Annotated in this window: 23 protein-coding genes and 1 pseudogene; 16 read left to right on the top strand and 8 right to left on the bottom strand. The window is 44.5% G+C overall.

Annotated elements, in window-relative coordinates:
- The first annotated feature begins 65 nt into the window (after nucleotides 1-65).
- The 11 genes from NQ095_RS06950 to NQ095_RS06900 all read left to right on the top strand — a co-directional run bounded on the left by NQ095_RS06950 (nucleotide 66) and on the right by NQ095_RS06900 (nucleotide 13,143).
- On the top strand, nucleotides 66-1,031 hold the full coding sequence (locus NQ095_RS06950; protein ID WP_375162815.1) for an ABC transporter permease: 966 nt from the start codon (nucleotides 66-68) through the stop codon (nucleotides 1,029-1,031).
- 15 nt (nucleotides 1,032-1,046) lie between these two features.
- Nucleotides 1,047-1,925, top strand: coding sequence for a carbohydrate ABC transporter permease (locus NQ095_RS06945; protein ID WP_258262745.1), 879 nt, complete (start codon nucleotides 1,047-1,049; stop codon nucleotides 1,923-1,925).
- 28 nt (nucleotides 1,926-1,953) lie between these two features.
- The gene (locus tag NQ095_RS06940) at nucleotides 1,954-3,567 is read left to right on the top strand and encodes an ABC transporter substrate-binding protein (RefSeq protein ID WP_258262744.1); all 1,614 of its coding nucleotides are present in this window, start codon (nucleotides 1,954-1,956) and stop codon (nucleotides 3,565-3,567) included.
- Nucleotides 3,568-3,632: 65 nt separating this feature from the next.
- Nucleotides 3,633-5,138, top strand: a complete 1,506-nt coding sequence (locus NQ095_RS06935; protein ID WP_258262743.1) for a glycoside hydrolase family 32 protein — start codon at nucleotides 3,633-3,635, stop codon at nucleotides 5,136-5,138.
- A gap of 4 nt (nucleotides 5,139-5,142) precedes the next feature.
- Nucleotides 5,143-6,102, top strand: coding sequence for a carbohydrate kinase family protein (locus NQ095_RS06930; protein ID WP_258262742.1), 960 nt, complete (start codon nucleotides 5,143-5,145; stop codon nucleotides 6,100-6,102).
- Between the two features lie 267 nt (nucleotides 6,103-6,369).
- Complete coding sequence (locus tag NQ095_RS06925; RefSeq protein ID WP_258262741.1) at nucleotides 6,370-6,657, top strand: hypothetical protein; 288 nt, start codon at nucleotides 6,370-6,372, stop codon at nucleotides 6,655-6,657.
- Between the two features lie 510 nt (nucleotides 6,658-7,167).
- Nucleotides 7,168-8,052 (top strand): alpha/beta hydrolase, encoded by an 885-nt coding sequence (locus tag NQ095_RS06920; RefSeq protein WP_258262740.1) that lies wholly within the window; start codon nucleotides 7,168-7,170, stop codon nucleotides 8,050-8,052.
- A 219-nt stretch (nucleotides 8,053-8,271) separates the two neighbouring features.
- Nucleotides 8,272-9,768 (top strand): phytoene desaturase family protein, encoded by a 1,497-nt coding sequence (locus NQ095_RS06915; RefSeq protein ID WP_258262739.1) that lies wholly within the window; start codon nucleotides 8,272-8,274, stop codon nucleotides 9,766-9,768.
- Between the two features lie 162 nt (nucleotides 9,769-9,930).
- Nucleotides 9,931-10,431 (top strand): glycosyl-4,4'-diaponeurosporenoate acyltransferase CrtO family protein, encoded by a 501-nt coding sequence (locus NQ095_RS06910; RefSeq protein ID WP_258262738.1) that lies wholly within the window; start codon nucleotides 9,931-9,933, stop codon nucleotides 10,429-10,431.
- 18 nt (nucleotides 10,432-10,449) lie between these two features.
- Complete coding sequence (locus NQ095_RS06905; RefSeq protein WP_258262737.1) at nucleotides 10,450-12,003, top strand: phytoene desaturase family protein; 1,554 nt, start codon at nucleotides 10,450-10,452, stop codon at nucleotides 12,001-12,003.
- A gap of 33 nt (nucleotides 12,004-12,036) precedes the next feature.
- Complete coding sequence (locus NQ095_RS06900) at nucleotides 12,037-13,143, top strand: glycosyltransferase (protein ID WP_258262736.1); 1,107 nt, start codon at nucleotides 12,037-12,039, stop codon at nucleotides 13,141-13,143.
- A 337-nt stretch (nucleotides 13,144-13,480) separates the two neighbouring features.
- Here the strand turns inward: NQ095_RS06900 and NQ095_RS06895 are convergent, their stop codons facing one another.
- The 4 genes from NQ095_RS06895 to NQ095_RS06880 all read right to left on the bottom strand — a co-directional run bounded on the left by NQ095_RS06895 (nucleotide 13,481) and on the right by NQ095_RS06880 (nucleotide 17,132).
- Entirely contained in the window at nucleotides 13,481-13,762 is a 282-nt protein-coding gene (locus NQ095_RS06895; RefSeq protein WP_258262735.1) for a hypothetical protein, read from the bottom strand.
- 273 nt (nucleotides 13,763-14,035) lie between these two features.
- Nucleotides 14,036-15,181 (bottom strand): o-succinylbenzoate synthase, encoded by a 1,146-nt coding sequence (gene menC / locus NQ095_RS06890; RefSeq protein ID WP_258262734.1) that lies wholly within the window; start codon nucleotides 15,179-15,181, stop codon nucleotides 14,036-14,038.
- Nucleotides 15,182-15,183: 2 nt separating this feature from the next.
- Nucleotides 15,184-16,314, bottom strand: a complete 1,131-nt coding sequence (locus NQ095_RS06885) for a M20 peptidase aminoacylase family protein (RefSeq protein WP_258262733.1) — start codon at nucleotides 16,312-16,314, stop codon at nucleotides 15,184-15,186.
- Between the two features lie 14 nt (nucleotides 16,315-16,328).
- Nucleotides 16,329-17,132 carry a MurR/RpiR family transcriptional regulator gene (locus tag NQ095_RS06880; RefSeq protein WP_258262732.1) on the bottom strand — a complete coding sequence of 268 codons (804 nt, stop codon included), beginning with the start codon at nucleotides 17,130-17,132 and terminating at the stop codon, nucleotides 16,329-16,331.
- A 113-nt stretch (nucleotides 17,133-17,245) separates the two neighbouring features.
- Here NQ095_RS06880 and NQ095_RS06875 point away from each other — a divergent pair, with 113 nt between their 5' ends.
- Entirely contained in the window at nucleotides 17,246-18,664 is a 1,419-nt protein-coding gene (locus tag NQ095_RS06875) for a YfcC family protein (protein ID WP_258262731.1), read from the top strand.
- A gap of 137 nt (nucleotides 18,665-18,801) precedes the next feature.
- On the opposite strand, the pseudogene NQ095_RS06870 reads toward NQ095_RS06875, so the two are convergent.
- Nucleotides 18,802-18,918, bottom strand: a pseudogene (locus tag NQ095_RS06870) (autoinducer 2 ABC transporter substrate-binding protein LsrB); the annotation flags it as partial.
- Nucleotides 18,919-19,195: 277 nt separating this feature from the next.
- Between NQ095_RS06870 and NQ095_RS06865 the strand changes: the two are divergent.
- From NQ095_RS06865 to NQ095_RS06850, 4 genes are all read left to right on the top strand, one after another.
- Nucleotides 19,196-20,557, top strand: a complete 1,362-nt coding sequence (locus NQ095_RS06865) for a right-handed parallel beta-helix repeat-containing protein (protein WP_258262730.1) — start codon at nucleotides 19,196-19,198, stop codon at nucleotides 20,555-20,557.
- 169 nt (nucleotides 20,558-20,726) lie between these two features.
- A complete protein-coding gene (locus NQ095_RS06860) occupies nucleotides 20,727-21,110 on the top strand; it encodes a hypothetical protein (RefSeq protein ID WP_258262729.1) in 384 nt (127 codons plus the stop codon).
- A 26-nt stretch (nucleotides 21,111-21,136) separates the two neighbouring features.
- Nucleotides 21,137-22,231, top strand: a complete 1,095-nt coding sequence (locus NQ095_RS06855) for a sensor histidine kinase (RefSeq protein WP_258262728.1) — start codon at nucleotides 21,137-21,139, stop codon at nucleotides 22,229-22,231.
- A 4-nt stretch (nucleotides 22,232-22,235) separates the two neighbouring features.
- Nucleotides 22,236-22,838: a response regulator transcription factor gene (locus tag NQ095_RS06850; RefSeq protein WP_258262727.1), complete on the top strand. Its 603-nt coding sequence runs from the start codon at nucleotides 22,236-22,238 to the stop codon at nucleotides 22,836-22,838.
- Nucleotides 22,839-23,245: 407 nt separating this feature from the next.
- Here the strand turns inward: NQ095_RS06850 and NQ095_RS06840 are convergent, their stop codons facing one another.
- The 3 genes from NQ095_RS06840 to NQ095_RS06830 form a co-directional block, all read right to left on the bottom strand.
- A complete protein-coding gene (locus tag NQ095_RS06840; RefSeq protein ID WP_309137620.1) occupies nucleotides 23,246-23,761 on the bottom strand; it encodes a hypothetical protein in 516 nt (171 codons plus the stop codon).
- A 376-nt stretch (nucleotides 23,762-24,137) separates the two neighbouring features.
- Nucleotides 24,138-24,602 carry a hypothetical protein gene (locus NQ095_RS06835; RefSeq protein ID WP_258262726.1) on the bottom strand — a complete coding sequence of 155 codons (465 nt, stop codon included), beginning with the start codon at nucleotides 24,600-24,602 and terminating at the stop codon, nucleotides 24,138-24,140.
- 9 nt (nucleotides 24,603-24,611) lie between these two features.
- The gene (locus NQ095_RS06830) at nucleotides 24,612-25,622 is read right to left on the bottom strand and encodes a DUF3231 family protein (protein WP_258262725.1); all 1,011 of its coding nucleotides are present in this window, start codon (nucleotides 25,620-25,622) and stop codon (nucleotides 24,612-24,614) included.
- Between the last annotated feature and the right edge of the window lie 29 nt (nucleotides 25,623-25,651).

Raw genomic sequence — 25,651 nt, 5'->3', positions numbered from 1 at the left:
CCTCACCGAAAAGGGCGGGGTCATTGTTTCTGAACAAAGTGATTTATAAAAAGGGGGTCAAACGATTGCAAGAACTTGCGAAGGCAGATACACCAGTCTTAACGGAAACAAAGAAAAATTCGAAACTCAAAACCAAGCTCCACTATATGAAGAAAAACTATATTCTTTATTTGTTTCTTTTACCGGCCATCATTCTTACGATCATTTTCAAGTATGTTCCCATGTACGGGGCGTCCATCGCATTTAAGGATTTCAGTCCCATCAGGGGGATCAATGGAAGTGAATGGGTGGGATTGAAGCACTTTTCGGACTTTCTATCGTCTCCGAATTTCATGGATATCCTGATCAATACGTTGAAATTAAGTTCCTTCGAGCTGCTGATCGGGTTTCCGATTCCCATCATCCTTGCACTCATGCTGAATCAGCTCAGAAAAGCAGGAGTAAAGAAAAATTTACAACTCATCCTGTATGCACCGCATTTCATCTCGGTCGTCGTCATCTCGGGTATGATCTTTCTCTTCCTATCACCTACGGGACCCATTAATGCGATGTTGTCGGTATTTTCGGATAAGCCGATTTCGTTCATGTCTGATCCCGATGCCTTCAGAAGCATCTATATTTGGTCAGGGGTTTGGCAAGGGGCAGGGTGGGCATCCATCATCTATGTGGCAGCACTCGCCAATGTGGATCCCCAGCTTCACGATGCAGCAACCGTAGATGGGGCGTCCCTGCTGCAGCGCATTTGGCACATCGATCTTCCGACATTGAAGCCTGTCATGGCGGTCCTGTTCATCCTGGCTGCAGGAGGCATCATGGCGATCGGATTTGAGAAAGCCTATCTGCTGCAGACGTCTATGAATCTGCCAACCTCGGAAATCATTTCGACCTATGTATACAAAAGGGGACTGCAGGCTGGTGACTATTCATTCGCCACGGCAGTAGGGTTGTTCAATGCCGTCATCAATGTCATCTTGTTGGTTTTCGTCAACCGTGTGGTCAAGAAATTAAACGAAGGCGAAGGCCTTTTATAGAAAGGGGGAAACGAGATGTACCAATACACCAGGAGTGATAAACTCATTCTTTTCATTAACAAAATCCTGCTTGGGGGAATCGTGATCATCGTTCTGTTCCCTTTGATGTACGTTCTACTATCCTCGGTTCTTGAGCCGAATGTTCTGGTGAAAAAAGGATTACTCATCAGCGGTTCGGATTGGACGCTCGAGGGATATAAACGGATCTTCGAGGACGGTACAATCGTCAAAGGATTCATCAACTCGATTCTCTATTCTGCCGGGTTCACCCTCATCACCGTGAGTGTCTGCATCTTTGCCGGCTATTCCCTCTCGGCTGAAGGGCTAGTCGGACGAAAGTTCATCATGGTGTTCTTTCTCATCACGATGTTCTTCAACGGAGGATTGATCCCGACGTATATGGTGGTGAAGGACTTAGGGATGCTGAACACGATTTGGGCGATCATCCTTCCCAATGCCATCAACGTTTGGTTCATTATCCTTGCAAGAACGTACTTCAAATCGATTCCGAATGAGTTGAAGGAAGCAGCAAGGATCGACGGGGCATCGGAGTTCAGAATCTTCTTGAACATTGTGTTTCCGTTGTCAAAGCCGATCATCTTTGTCATCGCGCTCTATGCGTTCATCGCACAATGGAATTCATATTTCGATGCGATGATCTACCTCGAAGACCGGGATTTGTACCCGTTACAGCTCGTTCTGCGATCGATCCTCATCCAGAATGAGGTGCAGCCGGGAATGATCGCTGACCAGCAGGCGGCAGCTGAACTGCAAAGGATTTCAGAGATGATCAAGTATTCATCCATCGTATTAGCGAGCTTACCGCTGATCATTATGTATCCATTCTTCCAGAAATACTTTGAAAAAGGTGTAATGGTGGGATCTTTAAAATAATCTATATTTTATCAATGGGGGTTTAACAATGGGGAAAAAGGCGAAGACAATGTCGGCGATTCTAATGTCAGGTATGCTGCTTGCAGCAGGATGCAGCAACAACAGTGAAAGTGCTTCTTCTGAGAATTATGAACTGGAAAATGTGAAGTTTCCTTTAGAGGAACAAGTGACGCTTAAGATGATGACATCCAGCTCACCACTTGCTCCGGATGATCCAAATGAAAAGCTGATCTTCAAAAGACTCCAGGAAGAAACGGGAGTGAAGATCGACTGGACTAATTATACAGCGGGGGAAACCTTTAATGAAAAACGGAATCTGGCTGTCGCAAGCGGCGAGCTTCCAGACGCGATCATGAATGCGGGGTACAGTGACTATGAGCTGTTGAAGCTTGCGAAGGATGAAGCGATTGTTTCTGTTGAGGATCTGATTGATGAGCATATGCCCAACCTGAAAAAGGTCTTGGACGATGCGCCTGAATATCGTTCGATGATGACGGCACCGGATGGACATATTTATTCCTTCCCTTGGATTGAAGAGCTTGGTTCAGGAAAGGAAAGTATCCACTCCGTCGATGACTTCCCATGGATCAATGTCGAATGGCTGAATAAACTGGGGCTTGAGATGCCGAAAACTACCGATGAACTTAAAAAAGTCCTGAAAGCATTCAAGACGCAGGATCCAAACGGGAACGGTGAGGCAGATGAAATCCCGATGTCCTTCATCATCAACCATGGAGGTGAAGATGTGTCCTTCTTGTTCGGTTCATTCGGACTCGGTGAGAACTGGGATCACACTGTCGTCACAAATGACGGTGAAGTGAAGCTGACAGCAGCCGACGAAGGGTATAAGGATGCCATCAATTATTTAAATGGATTATATAAAGAAGATTTGATTGACGTAGAAGCCTTTGAACAGGATTGGAATACCTACCTGTCGAAAGGGAAAGAAGGACGTTACGGCATGTACTTCACATGGGATAAAGCCAATATCACGGGTATGAACGATCAATACGACCTCATGCCGGCCCTTGAAGGACCTGATGGAACGAAGAATGTGGCAAGAACGAACGGAATGGGATTTGACCGGAACAGAATGGTCATCACGAGTGCGAACGAGAACCTTGAACTGACGGCGAAATGGATCGATCAATTCTATAACCCGCTACAATCGGTTCAGAATAACTGGGGAACATATGGGGATGACAAACAGCAGAACATCTTCGAAATGGATAGTGCCAGTCATTCATTAAAGCACCTTCCATTAGAAGGAACGGCTCCTGTTGAGCTCAGGGAAAAGACATCCGTAGGCGGTCCACTGGCAATTCTGGACGAATACTATGGACCCGTGACGACAAAACCGGACGATGCTGCCTGGAGACTGGGGCTCATGAAGGATGTCATGGTACCGGATATGAAGGCGGATAACATCTATCCAAAAGTATTCTTCTCCCTTGAGGAGTTAGATAAGCTTTCGAAGATCGAGACCGATTTGCTTGCTTATGTGCAGCGTAAGAAGGCGGAATGGATCACCAACGGGAAAGCTGATGAAGAATGGGCGGATTATTTGAAAGAACTCGATCGCCTTGGGTTACAAGAGTGGCTGAAAATCAAGCAGGATGGATATGACCGTAACCAATCATAATCAATATTCAGACTGTGCCTTGCTTTGGCAATCGCGCAGTCTTTTGAATGCAAAGGAGGATTCTCATGACGAACGAATTTCAAGAAAAAATGTGCCTTTATACAGAAACCTATCGTCCACAATTTCATTTTTCCCCGAAGGAAAAGTGGCTCAATGATCCGAATGGGATGGTCTATTTCGAAGGGGAATATCATCTCTTCTTTCAATATCATCCACAAGGAACCACGTGGGGACCGATGCACTGGGGACACGCGGTTAGTCGTGATTTGATCCATTGGGAGGAGCTGCCGATCGCTCTATATCCTGACGCGCACGGGGCTATTTTCTCTGGAAGCTGCGTGGTGGATTGGAAGAATACATCTGGGTTCTTTGAAGAGGAAAATAGCGGGCTGGTCGCCATTTTCACACATGCGGACTCTTATCCGGATTCCGATCGTCCAAGACAAAGGCAAAGTCTGGCCTATAGTCTTGATCAAGGCAGGACGTGGGAGAAATATGAGGGAAACCCTGTTCTGTCAGATGAAGACATTACCGATTACCGGGATCCCAAAGTATTTTGGCATGAGGAATCTGAAAGGTGGGTCATGGTGCTTGCGACAGGTCAGACGATTACCATTTATACGTCACCTAATTTAATCGACTGGGAGTTCGCCAGTGAATTCGGCCAGGACGAAGGAGCCCATTTCGGAGTATGGGAATGCCCGGATCTGTTTCCACTTATGGTCGACGGAAATCCCGATCTTGTGAAATGGGTGATGCTGGTGAGCATTGGTGACAATCCCGATTTCAAGGAAGGGTCGAGGACACAGTACTTTATTGGGGACTTTGACGGCAAGACGTTCATTAACCATCACGGTGAGGACACCATTCTCTGGCTTGATCACGGGAGGGACAATTATGCCGGAGTGAGCTGGTCCGATATTCCTGAAAAGGACGGGAGACGCATCTATATTGGGTGGATGAACAACTGGAGATATGCAAACCAGGTTCCGACTGAAACGTGGAGAGGAGCCATGACGCTGCCTCGGGAATTGACCTTGATTTCTACTAGAGATGGTGTTCATCTTTTACAAAAGCCCGTAACCGAGTTGAATGGAATCAGAAAAGAATCAAAGGTCACGAAAGCGATAGAGCTGACGGAAGATGCATACGTAATGGATGTGAATCATGAATTAGTGGAAGTAAACCTGGCTGTAACGTTGAAAGAGGCAGAGGAGTTCAGTCTGACGATCCACCATTCATCCGATGAGAAAACGAGTATCCGGTACAATCGAATCAACCACTTGTTATCAGTTGATCGGACTCAGTCAGGAAAACATCAGTTTTCGGATTCATTTCCGGCAACTTCCAAATGTCCTGTGGCATTATTGGACGATACAATCAGTCTTCAATTATTCTTGGACTCGTGTTCCTTAGAGATATTCGCACAGGGAGGACGGGGAGCATTAACCAACCTGATTTTCCCACAGGGAACGAATCACACCCTTTCCCTCACTTCCCTTGGCGGGGGTGCCAAGGTAGAAGATCTCTCGGTTACCGAGCTTTCATCTATCTGGGGAAAGGAAGTTTGAGCATATGAATGAACCGTCAATCCTGTGCATCGGTGAACTGCTCATCGATTTCTTTTGTACCGATATTAATACAGACCTAGCTCAGGGACAACATTTTTCCAAGCAAGCAGGAGGGGCTCCCGCCAATGTGTGTGCCACCATTACCACACTTGGGGGGCGCGCCAGATTCCTGAGCAAAGTAGGAAATGACCCGTTCGGCCATTTCCTAAAAAAGACCATGAAAGATCTTACCATTGATGATTCTTCCATTCTTCTTGATGAGCATCATCCTACGACTCTGGCATTTGTATCATTGAAAGGAGATGGGGAAAGGGATTTCGTGTTTAATCGTGGGGCGGACGCCTATCTGAACAAGGAAGAGCTTCATGAAAGCAGCTGGAGGGAATCTTCCATCATTCACTTTGGATCGGCTACCGCCTTACTGGATGATCCCTTTAAATCCGCGTACGTATCCTTCATCCAAACGGTCAAAGAAGCAGGGAAATTCGTCTCCTTTGACCCGAACTTTCGAAGCGATTTATGGAAAGGGAGAGAGGTGGACTTCATAGGGGTGACGGAGCAGTGCATCAATCAAGCAGACTTCGTCAAAGTAAGCGAAGAGGAATGTAAGATCATTTCTGGTTCCGCCCATCTATCAGATGGAGTCGAACGTTTTCATAGACTGGGAGCAAATACAGTTGCCGTCACCCTTGGGAAGGATGGAACACTCGTTTCAAATGGAAAAAAATCGTGTATCGTCCCAAGCATTCCCGTTCATTCCATTGATTCAACGGGAGCAGGAGACGCATTCGTTGGGGCGACACTGCATCAACTCAATCACTATCCAGATCCGAAAGCCCTCCTGGAGGATTTCAAACAATTAAAGAACGTCATTTCAACCAGCAATCGCGTAGGAGCAACTGTCTGTACAAAAATAGGAGCGATCAGCGCAATAAGAGAATTAGAGGGACGGACCTCTAATTGATGATAGCTATACATTAGTGCACTAGATTGGTGCCTGATGCCCAGCATGGTAAAGTTTTAGCGTGCTGGGGGTCAGGCACCTTTATTTGTTGGGTGTGGTGGAGGATGGGGGATTGATTGGGAGGGAGAGGGTTAGTGGGGGGAGTTGGGTAAGGATTTAAATGGATGAAATGGAAGCAGGAGAACCGTCCCTGTGCTTCTCATTAATTTTTGAATCAAGGGAGGAGATTTCTCCTCCCTTGTGAAATAGTTAGAAAGGGGTGATGAAGTGGTTAAACGATTCTTAAAATTCAATTTGAAATTATCTCCAGCTTACTTGGTTCTGGCTATTGTTTTTGTTGTGGGTATAATGCTTACTGGGGATGCAGAAACCTATCTAAGAGACATGATTGCGATAATAGCACAAATTACGCTAATACTTTTCATCCCTAACATAATCTATATGTTTAAACACAGAAAAAGGGAGGGGAGTGTATTGGGTTTATTAAGTACGATTCCGTTAATTCCAATCCCGTTTGCTCTTATTGCGGTAATTATGAAAGTGATTTATTTGTAATACACTTCTTTATTTATTCCTTTTTCGGTTGTAAAACTGTTTGGGGTTTTCCTACCAAAGCAAGTCCTCGTGGTTTCCTTCATATTTCTTTATCCATTTTACTAGGTCAGTTCAACAGTTTCTCTTCTTTAGGCGTGTATCCCGGACTGGAAAGAGTGGGTACAGTGTCCACTCATCTCTTCACCTATTCCTAAGAGATGAATCATCTAAAACAAAAGTCTTCACCCAAGACGTGTGTCACCGAACCTATCAGAAAATAGGATAAGAACTGTCCCCAGCTCGTTCATAAAAAAGGGTTATGCCACTTTTTGTTGAATTCTACATAACAGAATGCCTAACGATCCTTCTCTTTTTATATGCGAATCTCTACAAACTGTAATATCGATCCTTCCTAGTTTTTCCGGGAAACAAACGGGGAATAGTGAAAAGAGTGTAATAGACAGAAGAAAGACGGACTTGCTCTGTTTAGTAGAATGCTAGATACTCTATTCATAAAGAGAGGTTACGTTTATGTTCCCCACCATTATCGCAAAATTACTGCGCCTCTATTCTAATCAATCAAATAAAACACCTATGATCCCCCGGCAGAAAGTAAAAATGAAAAAAGATATGTTAGTAGAAACATCTGTCGGACCCACTTCCGTTTCCTTCTATTATCCTTTGGCAGCAAACCAGAAAAAACGCCCTGTCTATATCAACTTCCATGGCGGAGCGTTCATTATGAATGACAAGGAGCTGGATGATCCCTATTGCCGCTATCTTGCGAATCAGGCAGAGTGTATTGTTCTGAATGTCGAATATGGCAAAGCACCCGAGCATCCTTTTCCGAAAGCCATTGAACAGGGCTATGAAATTATTCAATGGGTGAAGGGGAGAGCGGAGGAATTGGGGATTGATGCAGAAAAGGTCATGGTTGGCGGACAAAGCTCAGGTGGGAATATTGCCGCAGCCCTTTGTCTCTATCTTGAAGAGAAAGGGGAGCGTCAGCCGCTGCTCCAAGTGCTATCGTGCCCGATGCTTGATTTTGTCACCCCTCATGCGGAGAAGCCGGAGCCGGGCAAGTGGCGTTCGCGCTTTCCCAGAGTAGCCCATTTTATCCATAGGTGCTACGTCCCAGTCAAGGGACAAGCGGGGCATCTTCTCGCTTCCCCTGTCCGTGCCGAGGTTAGTGGCCGCTTAGCCTCAGCCCTGGTTCTCATAGCTGAGTCCGATGCATTCAGGCCGGAAGCCGAATGTTACGCGGAGAAATTAAAAGCAGCAGGGGTGAACGTTCAAGAGGAGTTATTCAGGGACTGTTCCCATGCGTTTACCCATCTGGGACCAAAAGAAAGAGCCGAAAAGGCCTGGCAATTGATCGCAGGGAAAATCAAGGCTGTGGCTGAAGACCCCCACTAGTGAACATTGATCAGCACATCCAACGTTTCCCTTTAGAGGGCGCAAGGGTATAAGATAAGGAAGAAGGGTACAGACTTGATTCATTGGAAGTAAGTCTGGCCCCACCTAAGTTCAAAGACCCAGAAAGGGAACTGCCACGAAGGACAGGCGGATGTTGAATGTGTTTTAGAAAACATACATGCTCCAAACAAGATTTCGGAACGGGAGGAACGGTAACCATTGAAAAATAAAACGGTACTTATCATTGGAGGCGGGCTCGGCGGGGTGTCGGCTGCCATAACACTCGCACAGGCGGGGTACGATGTATCCTTATATGAAAAAAACGATCACATTGGTGGAAAGTTGAACCGGCTGGATCAGGATGGTTTTGGTTTTGATCTTGGGCCGTCCATTTTGACGATGCCGCAGATTTTTGAGAAATTGTTCGCGGCCAGCGGAAAATCCATGAAGGATTATGTCCCGATTGAGAAGCTGGATCATCAATGGCGTTCCTTTTTCCCCGATGGAAATGTCATAGACTTATATGAAGATGTGAACGACATGCGAGAGAAGAACAGGTCTCTCAGTGAAAAGGACATTCGTGAATATCAGAGTCTGCTGGATTATTCGAAAACCCTCTATGATATGACGGATAAAACATTATTTAAGCATGGGGTTGATTCGACGAGAGGAATGATGAAGCATACGGGACTGTTCTCGGCCTTGAAGAACTTTGACCTGTTATCTACTGTACATAGATCCCTCGATAAGCGGATCAGCAATGAGCAGTTCCGCGATATGCTCTCCTATTTTATCAAGTACGTGGGTTCGTCCCCTTATGATGCGCCGGCCGTGATGAATATGATGATCTACATGCAGCATGACCAGGGAGTATGGTATGTTCCCGGCGGTTTACACAAGCTCGCGGACGGTCTCGTGAAGCTGGCGGAAGAAGTGGGGGTAACTTTCCACCTTGGAAGGCCGATCGTCAAACTTGAAAAGAAGGATGGCGAAATTACCGGAGCCGTTTTGGAAGACGGGACACGCCTCACGGCAGATTACTTTGTTTCCAATATGGAAGTCATACCGGTATACGAGCGATTGCTGGAGGAAGACAGCCACTATATTAAAAAATTAAAAAAGAAATTCGAACCGGCGAGTTCCGGTCTCGTCATGCATCTCGGCGTGAAGAAGAGTTATCCGCAGCTGCGCCATCATAATTTCTTTTTCGCCGAAAATATGAAGCAGCAAATGCAATCGATTTTCCATCGCCGTGAATTGCCTGAAGACCCGGTCATTTATCTCGTGAACGTCAATAAGACCGATTCGACACAGGCGCCTGAAGGACATGAAAATATTAAAGTGCTGCCTCATATTCCCTTCATCCGGGATGAAAATCCGTATACTCAAGCCGATTATGAACAATTCGCTGAGCGGGTCCTGATCAAATTGGAGAAAATGGGCCTCGATGGCTTGCGTGACAACATTGTCACTCGTGATATGTGGACACCGGAAGATATCAGACGCACGTATGGCTCCGACCGCGGTGCGATTTATGGGACCGTCTCGGACAAAAAGAAGAATAAAGGGTTCAAGCATCCGAAACAGAGTGAACGCTATGACAATCTCTATTTTGTCGGGGGGACGGTGAACCCGGGAGGCGGAATGCCTATGGTTACCTTAAGCGGGCAGCTTGTAGGCGAGCAAATCGTGGAGAGGGATTCATCCCTTGCCTGAAGGTGATCATGCCTTTCTGGAGACTTTGCCGGAAAGGCTGGTTTTCTTCGATTACAGAGCGTATCTACGTTCATGTTCAGGGGAAGTTCCCGCCGTCTTCGAAAGCATTTAAGGAAGTGGCTATTTTAAACCATTGTACCTTTTAAAATAAGGAGTTATGTCATGATCGTATCACTGCCTGTCCATTGGATCATTATCATAGATGTGCTTGCCTGGATGTTCTTTCATCTCGCCATTTCGGCCTTCTGTTTGAGACTGCCTTTGAGCTGGTTTATGAAAGACCACTTCTGGTTTCAGACGTTCCCTTTTGAACAATCGGGAAAGTTGTGGCAGCGGTTATTCCGGGTGAAGACGTGGAAGGGATTGATCCTGGATGGCACGATTTTTTTCAAAAAGGGATACAGTAAAAAGGGGTTGCATGGGACGAAGTCGAGGGAGTTGCTGGTCTTTGCGGCGGAAACGAAACGCGCGGAACTCACTCACTTGCTCTCCATTCTCCCTGCCCCTCTGTTCTTCATATGGAATCCAGCATGGGCAGGATGGGTGATGATCCTGTATGCCCTTGTCTTCAACCTTCCGATTATCGTGGTTCAACGGTACAATCGCGGGCGAATATCGGCGATGATGTCAGGACTTGGCAGGAAATCAAGCAGACTATTGTAAGGAAACGAGGGAATGCACATGAGTAAGAAGGTGATTGTCGTGGGGGCAGGTGTTGCGGGGCTTGCCAGTGCCATACGGCTTCAGCACGCAGGGTACCAGGTGGAGTTATTTGAAAAAGGACCCACCCCCGGGGGCAAAATGAATCGAATTGAACTGGACGGCTACACATTTGATCTGGGGCCAAGCATCGTCATGATGCCGGAGCTGTACCGGGAATTGTTCGAATTATGCGGCCGTGATCCGGATGATTATATTCCGATGGAAAAGTTGGATCCGATTTACCGGGCTTATTTCAGTGATATTCCCGACAAGCCTTTTGATATCTCGACAGATCTTATCCAAATGACAAAGACGATTGAATCGATCAGCGAAGAGGATACGGAAGGGTTCTTCCTCTATCTGCATGAAATTTACAAACGTTTTGTCATCGCGAAGCAGCATATTCTTCAAAGACCATTCCGCAAGAGGTCTGATTTTTATAATTTCCCCCTATTGAAGGAAGTGTTGAAACTGAAACCATACGACACGGCCGACTCTTTTATGGGGAAATTCATTAAGAATGAAAGGCTGAAGCAGTTAATCAGCTTTCAAACGTTGTACATAGGCATTTCCCCTCTTAAAAGTCCATCTTTCTATACGATGATCCCGATGATTCAATTTTTATATGGCGTGTGGTTCATCAAAGGCGGTATGTATACGATGGCCTTGGCCATGGAGAGGCTCTTCAAGGAACTGGGAGGAACGATTCATTACAATAAGGCTGTAGAGGAAATTTCCATTCGAAATCGTAAGGCGGAAGGGATTATCGTGGACGGCCAGAAAGTTCCTGCGGATTACGTGGTCTGTAATGCAGACTTCCCTTATGCCATGAAACACTTGGTAAAGGAAAAGACTGCTAAGGGCAAATTTACGGATAAAAAGATCGAGAGCATGCACTACTCCTGTTCGTGTTTCCTGATGTATCTCGGGATGGACAGGAAGTATGAAGAGGTCGATCATGTACATACATTTATTTTTAACGAAAAGCTGAATCAGAACCTGGAGGATATTTTTGATGGGAAGAAATTGACGAATGCCTCCTTTTATGTGTACATCGCTTCCAAGAAGGATCCATCCCTTGCACCTGAGGGGAAGGACGGCCTGTACATTCTGATGCCGGTTTCCAATGTAGCGGCAGCCGATTATACATGGGACGAGGAAACCATTTCTTATTATCGAAGCTACATTTTAAATGAATTAAAGAAGATCCGCGGCTTTGAAAATGTCGAAGATGAGATTGTCACCGAAACGTATACGACACCACTGGATTTCGAGTCGAAATTCAATGCCTATCGCGGGGCCACATTCGGCTTGCAGCCAACGCTGGATCAAAGCAACCACAAACGTCCACAGAGCAAGGCGAGCCACTGTGAGAATTTGTATTTTACCGGAAGCAGCACACATCCCGGCGCCGGTGTCCCGATCGTGCTGTTATCAGCGAGGATCACCGCACAGGAACTGATCCAGGATGATACAGGCAATCTGTACGATTATTCAGCTAATATAAAGCCTGAACGGGGATTGTCACATTAGTGAAGTCACCCGTAGAGGAAGGAGGCAGGTTACATGGCAGCTTCAGAAGTGATCAATCTCATCCTGGGTGCCCTGGGGGTTACGATTGGCATCATCGTGTTTTGGTCATTGCCGGTCCCAGGATTCACCTCCAAAAATACAGCGGGGTTGCCGTTTCTGTCCATCATTATCCCTGCCAGGAATGAAGAAGGCAGGATCACTCCGTTATTGAAGTCCTTGCAGGAGCAGCGATTCAAATCGTTTGAAATTCTGCTGGTGGATGACGACTCAACGGATCAAACCGTGGCTGTTGCTGAAAGCTACGGTGCAACGGTCCTTGAGAATAACGGGGCAGGAAAATCGTCTGCCTGTTGGCGCGGTGCCAAGGAGGCAAAAGGAGCCTGGTTACTATTCCTGGATGCCGATACCAAATTCACCAGCGTGGATGGATTACGTAATCTTCTCCATTACTACCAGGGAAAAGGAGCCAGGGGGATCCTTGCCTTGCAGCCCTATCACACAGTAGTGCGTGTGTATGAGCATCTCTCCATTATCTTTAACATCATCGTCGTGGTGGGTATGAATCTATTCACTGTCTGGGGATCACGGTTCAAAGCGGCGGGCTCGTTCGGTCCATGCATTCTATGCAATCGAGACGATTACTTCTTATCCGGAGGGCATGAAAAAATCGAAGGGGCCATCATGGATGATCTGGCACTGGGAGAGGCCTTTCTTGACCAGAACCTTCCCGTTCGCTGCCTTGGCGGCAAGGGGATCATTTCGTTCCGTATGTATCCGGAAGGCTTCGGTAGCCTTATCGAAGGCTGGTGCAAAAGTTTCGCCGTTGGTTCGAAGTCCACTCATCCAGTGGTCATGTTGATGGTCATCCTCTGGATTACCGGCAGTTTAACCACCGCGTCTGCATTGATCTCTTCGATTATCGAGGAAAGAACCGCCGCTATGATCGTCAGCGGGGCATTGTATATCCTCTATGCGGTTCAAACGGCATGGTTTGCCCGCAGGGTCGGGGATTTCAGATGGTGGTATTTCCCTTTTTACCCTTTGTTCTTTTTATTCTTCGCCGTGATTTTCCTTTATTCTTTTGTTCGGGTGAATGTTTTTCATTCTGTGAAATGGAAAGGGCGGAAGATAAAGGTGTGAGGGGATTGGACCATGGGGATTTTCCCCTGGCATTCGCATTTATTTTAGGTCATGAATAATCCCTTCTTACATAGTGAGTGGGGGTTTTTTTATATTGGTAGATTGGAATTTCATTGCTATTCACCGTCATGTAACAATACGAGTTTACTAGAATGAACAATGGTTGAATGAGTCGTGAAAAGAAGATGACAGACCCCAGTAGGTCAGACACTTTTCTGTTTGAAGATGGAATGGTCTAACAAAAGAAAAATCGAAGAAATGAAATGTGGATCATGGTGAGAGGGAACGGAGAGTAGGTGTAAGAAAATCGCCATAAAGTTATATTGAGAAATGACGATTACCCTTCAGCTCGATTCTCAAGGGTGAAAACCCGTTTATCAATATCAGTGATTCTTGTGTTCAGATAATGAAAGTCTGTTACAGAACGTTGCTTGCCTACTTTAAACATAGCAATGACATCTTCTCTCTGCGATGTATCAATTCTATTGACCGTTTCCTTTACCTCTTTCAAATCATTTCCGAATTTTTTCAGTTTATGATCGAACTCTTTCATGTTACTATCTAAATCCTTAACGTTCTGTTGAATATCGGATAACATGTTCACGATTTGTTTGTCCATATTTCTCACCTCCTGCCTACTATTATAGTGGAAATGAATTGATGATACTACGGTGTTATTGTGTGTGAACTGGGATGGAGAGGGAGAAGGTACCGCGGCTTTCTTCGTTTTGGGAAAATAGTGGAGGTATCAGTCTCTTGTTTTTTACTGAAGCTCTTTAAATAATGAAGCGAGCTCGTCCTGGTGTTGGATGAGCTCGTTTTTTTGTTAATTGGTACTACGGTCAAAAGGACGGGTTTCGTGGCTCTTGATGGTTTGGACACAGTCTAACTTTTAAACTGGAATCGGATGTGCAGAGTAGGCACTTTGAAAGGATTCCCTGTGAATGAGTTTCTCTTTCAGGGAGGTTCTGCAGACTACTGAACCAATACCATCCCCTTTAGGAATACTTATGTACCCTTCGTCCATTGCGATATCTTCCGTAATAATGTCTTCTTCCCAATAGTGGGAGGAGGGGGCAGTGTCGCCGGGAATCGTAAAATTTGAAAGGGTAGTCATGTGAAGGTTATGAGACCTCCCGACACCGGTTTCAAGCATTCCTCCACACCAGACAGGTATCTTGTGTTCTTTGCACAAGTCATGAATTCTGATGGATTCATGAAGTCCACCGACACGGCCGATTTTGATATTGATGATTTTACAGCTGCCCAGTTCAATTGCTTTTCTGGCGTCATCATATGTGTGAATACTTTCATCAAGACAGATCGGCGTTGATAATTCTTTCTGAAGAATACTGTGGTCAATGATGTCATCGTGAGCAAGTGGCTGTTCAATCATGAGTAAATGAAATTGATCCAGTTGTTTCAAATGCTTCGTGTCTTTTAGTGTATAGGCAGAGTTGGCATCTGCCATTAGGTTGATATCGGGGAATTCTTCTCTGACTTTCCTGATATAGTCGAAGTCTGCACCTGGGGCAATTTTAATTTTAATTTTTTGAAAGCCCTCGTTTACATATTGAGCGACTTTTGAAACCAATTCTTCAGGGGACTTCTGAATGCCAATACTTTTTCCTACAGCAATGGGCTTCTTTTCTCCCCCCAATAGTTCATATAGCGGTTTATGGTTCTTTTTACTGAAGGCATCCCAAATCGCTGTTTCGATTGCTGATTTGGCGATGTGATTCCTGCGTACGAAGGAAAGCATAGGGTGAACTTCCTTCGGGTGGCTGATTTCTTTCTTGATCAATTTAGGAATAAGGAAGTCTTTCAGGATATACCTTGCCGTTTCGGTGGTTTCTTCATTGTAATATGGTTCATCGCTTGTGACGGTTTCTCCCCATCCGGATATACCGGAATCATCTATTACTTCTACCAGGCATACCTCCTTTGTCTGAAGGGTTCCGAAGCTTGTTGTAAAAGGTGATTTTAGAGAGACATTGATTGTATGAAGAATGACTTCTTTAATAAAAACAGGTTTCATTCTTATCCATCCTTCCTTGAATGAAGATTCACAATTTCAGTCAAAATCTCAATGCCATTAAACAATGAATCCTTCTCAAACTCCATATCGGGATGATGGAGACCGGGTTGTAAATCACAGCCAAGCCCTACCATAGTGGCTTTAAGATGTGGTTTCTTAATGGTATAAAAATGGAAGTCGTCCCCGCCGGGCGTCACGAGTGGAGGGTTTGCTTTCTCTTCACCCAGGACATTCACGATGGCCTGATGTGCATAAGCCTGTGCGTCTTCACTTACCTCAGCCGCAGCTATACCGTAATCCTTCGTTACTTCAATGGGCACTCCATATAATTCACTGGTGGTATGAAGGATCTCGGTTACCCTCTCATGCAGTTCCTCCATGAGTTCATTGGTCTGGGAACGCAGGTCAAGACCGATGGAAGCACTGCCTGGAATGATGTTCAGGTTCTTTCCTCCCGCATGAAATTTCGTCACTTTGATTGAGTGGGCAATGCTTGGGTTTAAATGAATCGTATTTAAAGCATTCAGGATGTGATTCCCGATCTCAATGGCATTGTGAGTCAGGTGAGGACGGGCTCCATGGGCATCATCCCCTCGTATTTCAAAAGCCAATGAACCTGTTGCACCGTGGAGGATCGAGGGAGTAGCGAAGCCATTCACCGTCTCCTGAATCGGACGCAGATGAATCCCGTATAGGTAGTCGATGTCATCTGCAGCTCCCTTTTCGACCATTTTCAGTGCGCCAGCCCCTACTTCTTCAGCAGGTTGAAAGATAAAGCGGATGCCAATCTTGTCTTTTAAATCTTTATCCCCCTGAATGTTCCACAGGACCCCAAGTACCATGGTCATATGGGCGTCATGTCCGCAGGAGTGATTGGCCTGCAGCTCGCCGTCGACCTTCTGCCATAGGGCATCGATATCTGCCCTGATGCCAATGATCGGAACGTTTCCACTAAAGTTTCCATAATCCCCGATTACCCCGGTACAGTCTTCGAATGTTTGTACGCGGCAACCGGCTTTTTTAAGGGTGTTTTGGATATAGATGGTGGTATTCGTTTCCTCCCAGCTTATTTCAGGATGTGTATGCAGGTAATCAAAGGTATTCTGGATCTTCTCTTTAAATGGTGCTTTCATTATGCTTTCTCCTCTCACTTTATATAATAGGTGTTGGCTGGATTGACAAAGTCCATTTTTCCTGTCTTCTGAGCAATGTGCAGAAGCAATGCGTTTAACACTGAAAACGTGATGGGGCCTTTCTCAAGTATTGATTTCTTTGCCGAATGAATAGTGAGGACATAATCACCATATTCAACTATGGGGGAGAGCTTGGAATCGGTGATGATGACGATCGTATTCCCTTTTTCTTTTGCCTCCTTTGCAAGTCGAATCCCTTCTAAGGCATACCGGTAGTAAGAAAAGATGATCACCGTATGTTCGCTTCCTTTATTCGTGAAGCCAATATCCGTTTCCGGTCGGTAAAGTGATGTGTTATCTATTAAATGATGCAGAAGGAAATAGAACCAGTGCGCATAGGAAAAAGAGTGGTAATAGCCGACTATGCTGGTGGACTTGGATTGAACGAGACAATCGACAATTTGTCTGGCAACTTCCCAATCTATGTTGAGAGAGGCGTTATGGATGTTTTCTTCATCCGATTGCATGATCCGTTCAAATGAATTTACTTGATCGTGTCCGTTTTCCCTTTTGGGCGGTTTTAATGATAAAAGACTTTGTTGGACATCCTTTTGCAATTCCCCATATCCTGCGTATCCAATTGCTTTGCAAAAGCGGATGACCATTGTTTCACTAACATCAATGATTTCCGCTGTTTTTTTCGCAGGATGGGTGGCGAACAGAACAGGATTTGTACGTAAAGATTCTGCCACCTTTTTAAGACCTTTCGTTAAGTGGTGATAGTTTTTCTGAGTGTTTTCTAAATAAGCCATCATCATATCTCCATTAAAATAAAGTATTTAATTTATTGTTGTTAAATTAAATTGTATGATTTATTATGGTGATAGTCAACAGAATATTCAGAAGATTAAAAAGAAGGAGGCAGAAAACGATGGAAGTTCAAACAGTCACGTCAAAAGAGAAGAAACGGAAGTGGGGAATCCCGGATGCTTATGTTATCTTGTTCGGGATCCTCGTATTGATTGCAATCATGACTTACATAATCCCTGCTGGAGAGTTCGCGAGAGAAGAAGTGGACGGCATTACGATGGTAGTTCCGGATAGTTATCAGAAAGTGGATTCATCTCCTGCTACCTTGATGGATGTATTCTTGGCCATTCAAGAAGGGATGATCAGCTCTGCGCCGCTGATTTTCTTGGTACTGATCATTGGAGGAGCCTTCGCTGTCATCGAATCAACTGGAGCGATTGATGCCCTTATTTTTAAAACCATTGAGAAGACGAGGAATAAAGAATTACTATTGATTGCGGGTGTCAGTATATTATTCTCTGTCTTTGGAGCGCTCGGTATCATCGTTAATGCAGTTATTGCGTTCATACCCATTGGAATCATCCTTGCCCGTTCCATGAAGCTTGATGCCATTGTCGGGGTGGCCATTATCTATTTAGGAGCATATGCAGGTTTCAACACTGCTTTCTTAGATCCTCTGACTACAGGAACAGCTCAACAAATTGCCCAGCTTCCATTGTTTTCTGGTATCGGCTATCGAATTGTCATTTACCTTGCTATCTTGATTTCAACAGTAACGTATGTGGCTTGGTACGCTAAGAGAATTAAAAATGATCCTTCCAAAAGTGTGTTAGGGAAGAAGCCATTTCCGAAAATTGATGAACAGGAAGAAGTTTCGGAGAAGCAGGAAATAACGGTACTTCATAAACTTGTCCTGGCATGGTTGGTTGTAGGAATTGGCATTTATGTTTTCGGTGTGTTTCAGTATAAATGGTCATTAAATGAAATGGCAGCCATCTTCCTGATTATTGCAGCCGGTACAGCCATTCTTACGAAAATGACTCCAAATAAACTCGTATCTGAATTCTTTGAGGGTGCGAAAGGATTAGTATACGGGGCATTGATTATCGGGATGGCCCGCTCCATCGTTGTCATCCTGGAAGACGGAAGGATTCTTGATACCGTCGTTGAAGGGATGGCCACCATGATGACCCCTTTCACAAGCGTAATGGGAGCATTGGTCATGTTCGTAGCCAATTTAATCTTTAATATTCTCGTTTCCTCAGGGAGTGGCCAAGCTGTGATCGTCATGCCGATTATGACACCTCTTGCAGACTTAATGGAAATCCCCCGCCAAGTAGCCGTTCAAGCTTACAAAATGGGTGACGGATTCACGAATACGATTACACCAACCTCTGGAATCCTTATGGCAAATCTGGCGATAGCCGGAATCTCCTGGACTAAGTGGATTCGCTTTATGATGCCTTTGTTGTTGATATGGATTGTGCTTGGTTCTATTTTTCTAACCATTGGGGTTATGATGGACTGGGGGCCGTTTTAGGGGCATGACAATTTAATCATTTTGTGTTGTTTAAAGTTGAAAGGTAAAGATACAATGATTATAAAAAGGTTTGATAGAGTGCCAGTAGGCAAAAACTATCAAACCTTTTCTTAATCCAATTAAGATACGTACCTGTATTAAAAATCATACTCATCAATATGATCCTTCGTAAACACCACACGCTCAGGCAATAGAATAATCCCACTATCTTGAGCTTCATAATCATACCGCAGAATGCTATATGGCTCGATTTTTTACCTTGCCGATTTCAAACCAGTCATGAAAGGAGATTTTGTTGGAGTCATAGTATGAGCACTGATCATGTCCTTATACGATTAAATATTACAGATTATCATATAGGAGAGAAGAGTGGAATTATTTCTGCTCTTTTTTTTTTGTGGATGTAGTCGAATGGAAGCTGTCATTCGTTCACTGCAAGTGCCCCTCTGGTAGATTACTGGTCTTTTAGTCCAAGCATTGGTGAAAATTCAACATACAATTACATTAAAGATTGTTTATAGGGGTGAAAAAATGTTTAATAACAAGCGAATTCAGTGTGATCTTAAAAATATACTACCGCCTAAGGGGTGTGACTTTTACCCACCTCCGCCAGGGCCACCGGGACCACCGGGACCACCAGGACCACCGGGACCCCAAGGACCAGCAGGACCACCGGGACCGGCTGGGCCACAGGGACCGGCTGGACCTCAAGGACCTGAGGGACCACAGGGACCAGCCGGCACTCCCGTTTTGACAGGGGTGGGATCGCCAACCTGTGACATCGGCAATGATGGAGATCTTTACATTGATCTCTCCACGGGGAATCTTTATTACAAGGAACAACAACCTGTTCCCCCGACCACAAGGACGGTCCCTTCTCCAACAGGAAATACCCTGCTTGTAGGCTCCACTCGGACCTTTACGACGATTCAGGCTGCTTTGACTGCGGCAGGAAACGGGGACAGGTTATTACTCGATGCCGAAACCTTTATCATTAACGCCAGCTTGATTGTAAACAAGTCGGTCACAATAGAAGGGCAAGGGAAGGGGGCAACGACGGTCATTACGTCGAATAATGCTGTCACGTTCTTGTTCAATGTCACGGTATCAAATGTTGTTTTCCAGAACATGACCCTCGTTCAAAATTTCCCATCCATCGCATCTACTGAATCGGTCATTCGAGTGGGGAATTTATCAGCCACTGGCATTTATGTGGATAATTGTGAGATCACTGTATGCGAATTCGGTGTATCACTGATCGCCACTGAATTCCAAATTACCAATTGCGACTTTAATTATGCCACTGGGGCAGCGGCAAACAATAACTATCGGTATATTAGTATTTCGTCTACTTCAGGGCAGAGTATCATTGACACCAATACGTTTGTCTCGGATTCAGGGCCAGTCAGGTGCAGCTTCATCATCATCACGAATGTAGCAGCCAGTTCTGGTACGCTGAAGGGAGATTTAGTCGTAAGAAATAATACACAATTAACCTCTCCTTTTACGCTGCGCCATCTTCTTCTCATGGAAGAATTCACAGGTGCCAATTTTGGTTTGTATATCATCGATAATACGACGATTAGCGAAGGGAATGTCCCTGTTTTATTTAATGTTGCCAATTTTAATATTTTTAAATTTATCGCTTTTTATGGTAATACGGTTCAAAATACGGCTGGAAAAGGACTCTCTGGCATTGATACGAGCTATATAGGAACGACAGACATCTTCAGCACTGATAATACCATCGTCAATGAATCGTTCACCGCAGGATGGGCATCTGCCACAAATCCGGCAAGTTTTATCGTGGGATACAATACAACCGTTATTCCAGTACCGCCTAATCTGCCGCTAAATCCTTGCTATTGGTTATTGTTGAGTGATTTTATTTAGAAAGGGACTGCTTCTTGGTTCCTTTCTTTTTTTGGGGGAGGAAAGGAAGGGAACGGAAGCAGGAGAACCGTCCCCACGCTTCCAAACAAATGATATTTATCACTATTTCCACCTATTCCCACATGCTACGATGTAAGCAGATTTTCAGTTAATGAGAGTAGGTGCATGTATGAAGAATAGTGTAAAGGTTGGATGTATGGTGGGGGCGATTTCCGGGGTGGCCGCAATCGTGGTGTATTACTTGCTATGCTTTGTGTTAGACGTTACATTTGAGAAGATAACGCCGGTGTCGATTTTCTTGGTGTCGATTGCCGTGAATATGATCGGGGCCTTAATTTATGCGAAGTTAAAGAAGCATAGTACGAGACCGCGATGGGTGTATGCGTTCATCACGATTGGGGTGGCATTGGCCCTTTCCCTATTTGATTGGGCGTTCCCTGCAGAGCCGGGTATCGCAGGTGTAGCGAATACGTTACATGGATTTGTGGCGACTCTTTCCATTGCATGGCTTCCGGGCTGGATGGATCGGACGGTCAGAAGAACAAAATCTTGAGATTTGTAGAGGGAGGGGGATGACAGATGCCGACAATCGCAAAGTTTCCTTGGTGGAGGCTGCTCATCATTCCTTCTTTCTATATGCTGCTCCTGCCTTTTGGAGATAAGTGGTATGGGTATGTTCTTTTTCTGTTGCTTGCCCTTGCCTTTTGGGGAAGTACGTCACACGTGAAATATCGTGAACCAGGCATTGCGATGCAGCATATGTGTGTGATGGGATTGATCGTCCTCTTTAATCCATGGAATATCTGGTTCGGTCTGTACCCTGCTATTGTGACCGGATTCCTTCCTTCGTTTAGAAGGATCACGGTCTATACTGGATCGATGGTCGCCTTGTATATCGCGTCTGTATGGTATCATGTGGAATTGGACTTAGGAACACAGGATTTGTCCTGGATACCGATCCTCATTCTTCTCATTGGGTTGCCGTATTTCCTCCGTAATCAACAGATTTCAAATCAAATCAAATCAGAGCTTTTCGGTGCGAATGAAGAAATAGCCCGCCTTATCAAAATCGAGGAAAGAGAACGGATTGCGAGAGACCTACATGATACGCTCGGACATACTTTGTCCCTTTTAACGTTGAAGGGGGAGCTGGTGGAACAGCTCGTCCGGCGAAATCCTGATGAGGCGATTCAGGAGGTCCGCGAGCTGCAGGACATTTCCCGGAATACTTTGATGCAAGTGCGGAAATTGGTCAGTGACATGCAGTCTGTCAGACTATCAGAAGAAGTGGTTCAGGCATCGCAATTCCTTCAATCAGCAGGTATAGATGCACATCTGAATTCGTTGGATTTGGAGAAAATACCCCTCGTGAATGGCAAAATACTCGGTTTGTGCCTTCGGGAATGTGTGACAAATATCGTGAGGCACAGTCAAGCTGAAAATTGTTGGATGACCATTTATGAAAATAGCGGTTCTTTCATCCTGGAGATTGAAGATGATGGAGTAGGCATGGAGAGTGCGAATAGAACTCATGATGGGAGCGGTTTGATGGGGATGAAAGAGCGGCTCCGCATGATTGAAGGGACGTTAGAATGGACATCTAATGCCGGTAGAGGAATGAACATAACCATTTCAGTACCAAAAATTGAGAAGCCAATAAGTGAAAAGAGGTGAGAGTATGAGAATCATCATCGCAGAAGATCAAGGGATGGTGAGAGGGGCGATTGGGAAGCTCTTGTCCTTAGAACCGGATATTGAACTGGTGGGCGAAGCGGAAAATGGTGAAGAAGCCTTGCTTCTCATCCACCAGACTTCACCCGACATCGCCATCCTGGATATAGAAATGCCCATCGTAAGCGGCCTTGAAGTAGCGGAGACATTGAAAGATGAGGCGCACCCCTGCCGCATTGTGATCGTGACAACCTTCGCACGAAGCGGCTACTTGCAGCGCGCCATCCAGGCGGGAGTCTATGGCTATCTCCTGAAGGATTCCCCCGTTTCCCAATTGGCTGTGCATTTACGAACCATTCTGACAGGTCAAAAAGTATTCAGTCCGCAACTCTCCCATTCTATGTTCGAAGAATTGAATCCGCTTACGAAAAGGGAACAAAACATCCTCACCCATCTTGAAGAAGGCTACTCCGTAAACGAAATGAGTAAACTCTTATTTCTCTCTCCTCCGACCATACGAAATTACATTTCAGAAATCATCCAGAAAGTAGAAGCGAAAAACCGTCTCGATGCCGTGAAGATTGCGAGGGTGAAGGGGTGGCTTAATTGAAGATGACATGAATTACCCATGACAGGAAGAGCAATGATTTGGATCTTCTTTTTATTATTTCTTTCAAAATAGTGATCTATGTAGAATTTTGCTTATATGGTGATGAGTGCGTTGGCTTGGATCTTATAATGGTCTGATGGCGGATCAGGTGAACAGTTACCTTCTGCCACTCTTTATATGTGGTAAATGAGCCATTTGTTTTTCTTCTAGCTGATCTGGACAATGCACCATGGGCTGCTATATTCGGAATGGTCCCTGTATTTGCCTCCATGGTAATCGCAGGTAATCGCAATCTTTGCCGCTGTTCTGCAATTTAACTTCTTGATGATAAAAAAAAGATAATCTAAACAAATGCCCTCTACTTAAAGGTAGGGGGCAATTTCAAAGCCTCAAATCATTGTAGCTTATTAACCAGCTGTAGCAATGGCACTAAAACTTTCAGGGCCCCTTCTGACAGTTCCAACGGCCGTAGCGCTAATCAATGCAGAGTAGACCAGTGGTCCACTAACAGGCTTTGGTGGGTTGAAGTCTGCCCCAGAAAAGGTAATGAGTTGAGGGCCAAGAATGGATAACTCTAATGCTTCTTCTGCTGAATAAACCGTAGTGAATCCCGTTTGCTCTGTTCCACGAACAATTCGAATATTAATACTGGTTGCAAGAGGTACAAGAGGTAATTGCACTGCAACAGTCCCATTAAATTGTACTCGGATCTGCCCCACTGTGGCTTTGGTTACATCAAGTCCAATAATCCCAAATAATTCTTCACTCCCGACAAGGATTGGAGTGGTGATGCTATTCGCTAAGCTAGCATTTTGTGAGGTCCTTCCGTCTAAATAAATACCCAAGGTTTTTTCCTCCTTTCTGTTTTGATATTTCATTTTATGCATAATATGGTAGATTGCTTGTACTACCGCACAATTCATAGTAATAAAATGGTAGAAGAGGGCTTTTGAGTGAATTTACTTCTTTATTAAGACCAGTCACGTCGGTGTAAGTTCACTTTTTGAGAATAGAGTTTTTGTAAAGGTACAAAATTTGATGAAACGTATACCCGTATCCTTTTAAGAATGAAAAACGTTCTATTGTATGACTGGAACTATTGGAAGCGATTAAAATGAATGGAGGATAAGTATGAATACATTAATACTGGGGGGCGTTTTTGGTGGGGATTGGAAATTGTTGAGTGGCGAAGGTTATGATATTGTTAGTTGATTAATTATTGAGTAAGGTTTTTCTGTTCACCTGCTTTTCGTTGTCCTAATAGGAAGCACAAGAACCGTCCCTATGCTTCCGCTCAATCTATCTATGCTTTTTGTTTAATATTATTTTTAAAGAAAATCCAATTATCAATCCAGGAATGACACATAACATGGGAAACCACACCGACCCCAATACTATTCCGAAGATTTTGGCTTGTGCTGAATACATAATTCCTACTGTCACAAGGAATGCGGAACTGACGAATGGAAGATAGGAATAAGGTTCTTCCCCGCCACCTGCGTCCTTAAAGGCATCCCACATCGCGAAGAAGTATAAACAAGGATAAAACATAAGCCACTGATAATTTGTATGTGAGACGACATCCTCTATATTTCCAATGAAACTCAAGCGGATCATTTCATTAAAGTTTGCCATGACGTTTACCATAATCTCCAAACCCACAAAGAGAATTCCTTTTATAAGCCGGCCATTTAATAATTGAGAAAATCCAGGCAGGGCGATACTCCATACTATACTCTCAATGATTTTATCTTTTTTTTCCATCACTCTACATCATTTATTTTTTGCCAAGGCTTTATGATCTGTTGCCAGAGGAGGCTGTTCCATCCACTCATTTTCTATTAGTAGATTCATGCCGTCTTCACCTAACAGTCCAATTTCTGCAATCATTTTAGCATAACTCACCGCTAAATCCCTTCGTTGGCTTATCGACATTGCTTCACCGTAATAACCAATGGCAGAAGAGAGTAGAGTAGTTACATGAAACAACATAAGCTTGTCTGAAAAAGGAGGAGTGGTTGAATCAGTCACCTCCGTCTCATATGTCCTGGGGATGTGTAAATTATCTTCAATTAACATAGAAGATAGTACTTTAAAGTGATCGTTACAGAGCTGCCTGGCCCGTTCCATGTAATTCCTGACTTCTTTAGATTTAGCAACTTGACTGAAGCCTAATTCAAGGACTGTCTTCACCATTGTTTTCTGCAAATTCAGATAGGTGCCGCTTATTTCTACTGCATTTATCGGTCTGCGTTTTCCAAGCCAACCTGTTAAGAAATTTTGTTTCTTTATAAACTCAACTTTTTGGTGATTGTTCAAACTAGGTGGTTTGCTAATAATACCTTTATGTGTAAGGACTTTAGTAGACCTATCATACAATTCCAACGTTTCCTTGATAACTCCAATAAAATAGTTCCTCTGATCTTCCCGAGTGACATTGCCAATTGCACCTGCATATCTAGTGAGCCCGTGAATCGCCATGATATGTAGATAAACAATGATATAGCTGTCTGTAAATAATGGGGGTGCATCTACGGTAACATCTTCATCTGTAAATCCTTTTGGTATTGGATACCCTTCTATTGTTAAAAATTCTTCAACCTTTTGAAGGTGTCTTTCCGTTAGCTCAAAGGCATATTCAAGAACCTGAATAATATCTGTATCTTGAACATGATGAAGGAAATAACGAAACATACAGCGTGCTAAGCTATCATTCACATATTGTGTCCAAAGGTTTGCGAGTTCTGATGCACTTATCTTAGGGTGGTGATTACTAAATTCCATTTAAATACCTCCTGTCATTGGTCTAAAAT

This window comes from Rossellomorea sp. SC111 (assembly GCF_024733565.1).
GTDB lineage: Bacteria > Bacillota > Bacilli > Bacillales > Bacillaceae_B > Rossellomorea.
The sequence above is the reverse complement of the archived record's forward strand: the minus strand, read 5'-3'. Positions and strand labels throughout refer to the sequence as shown.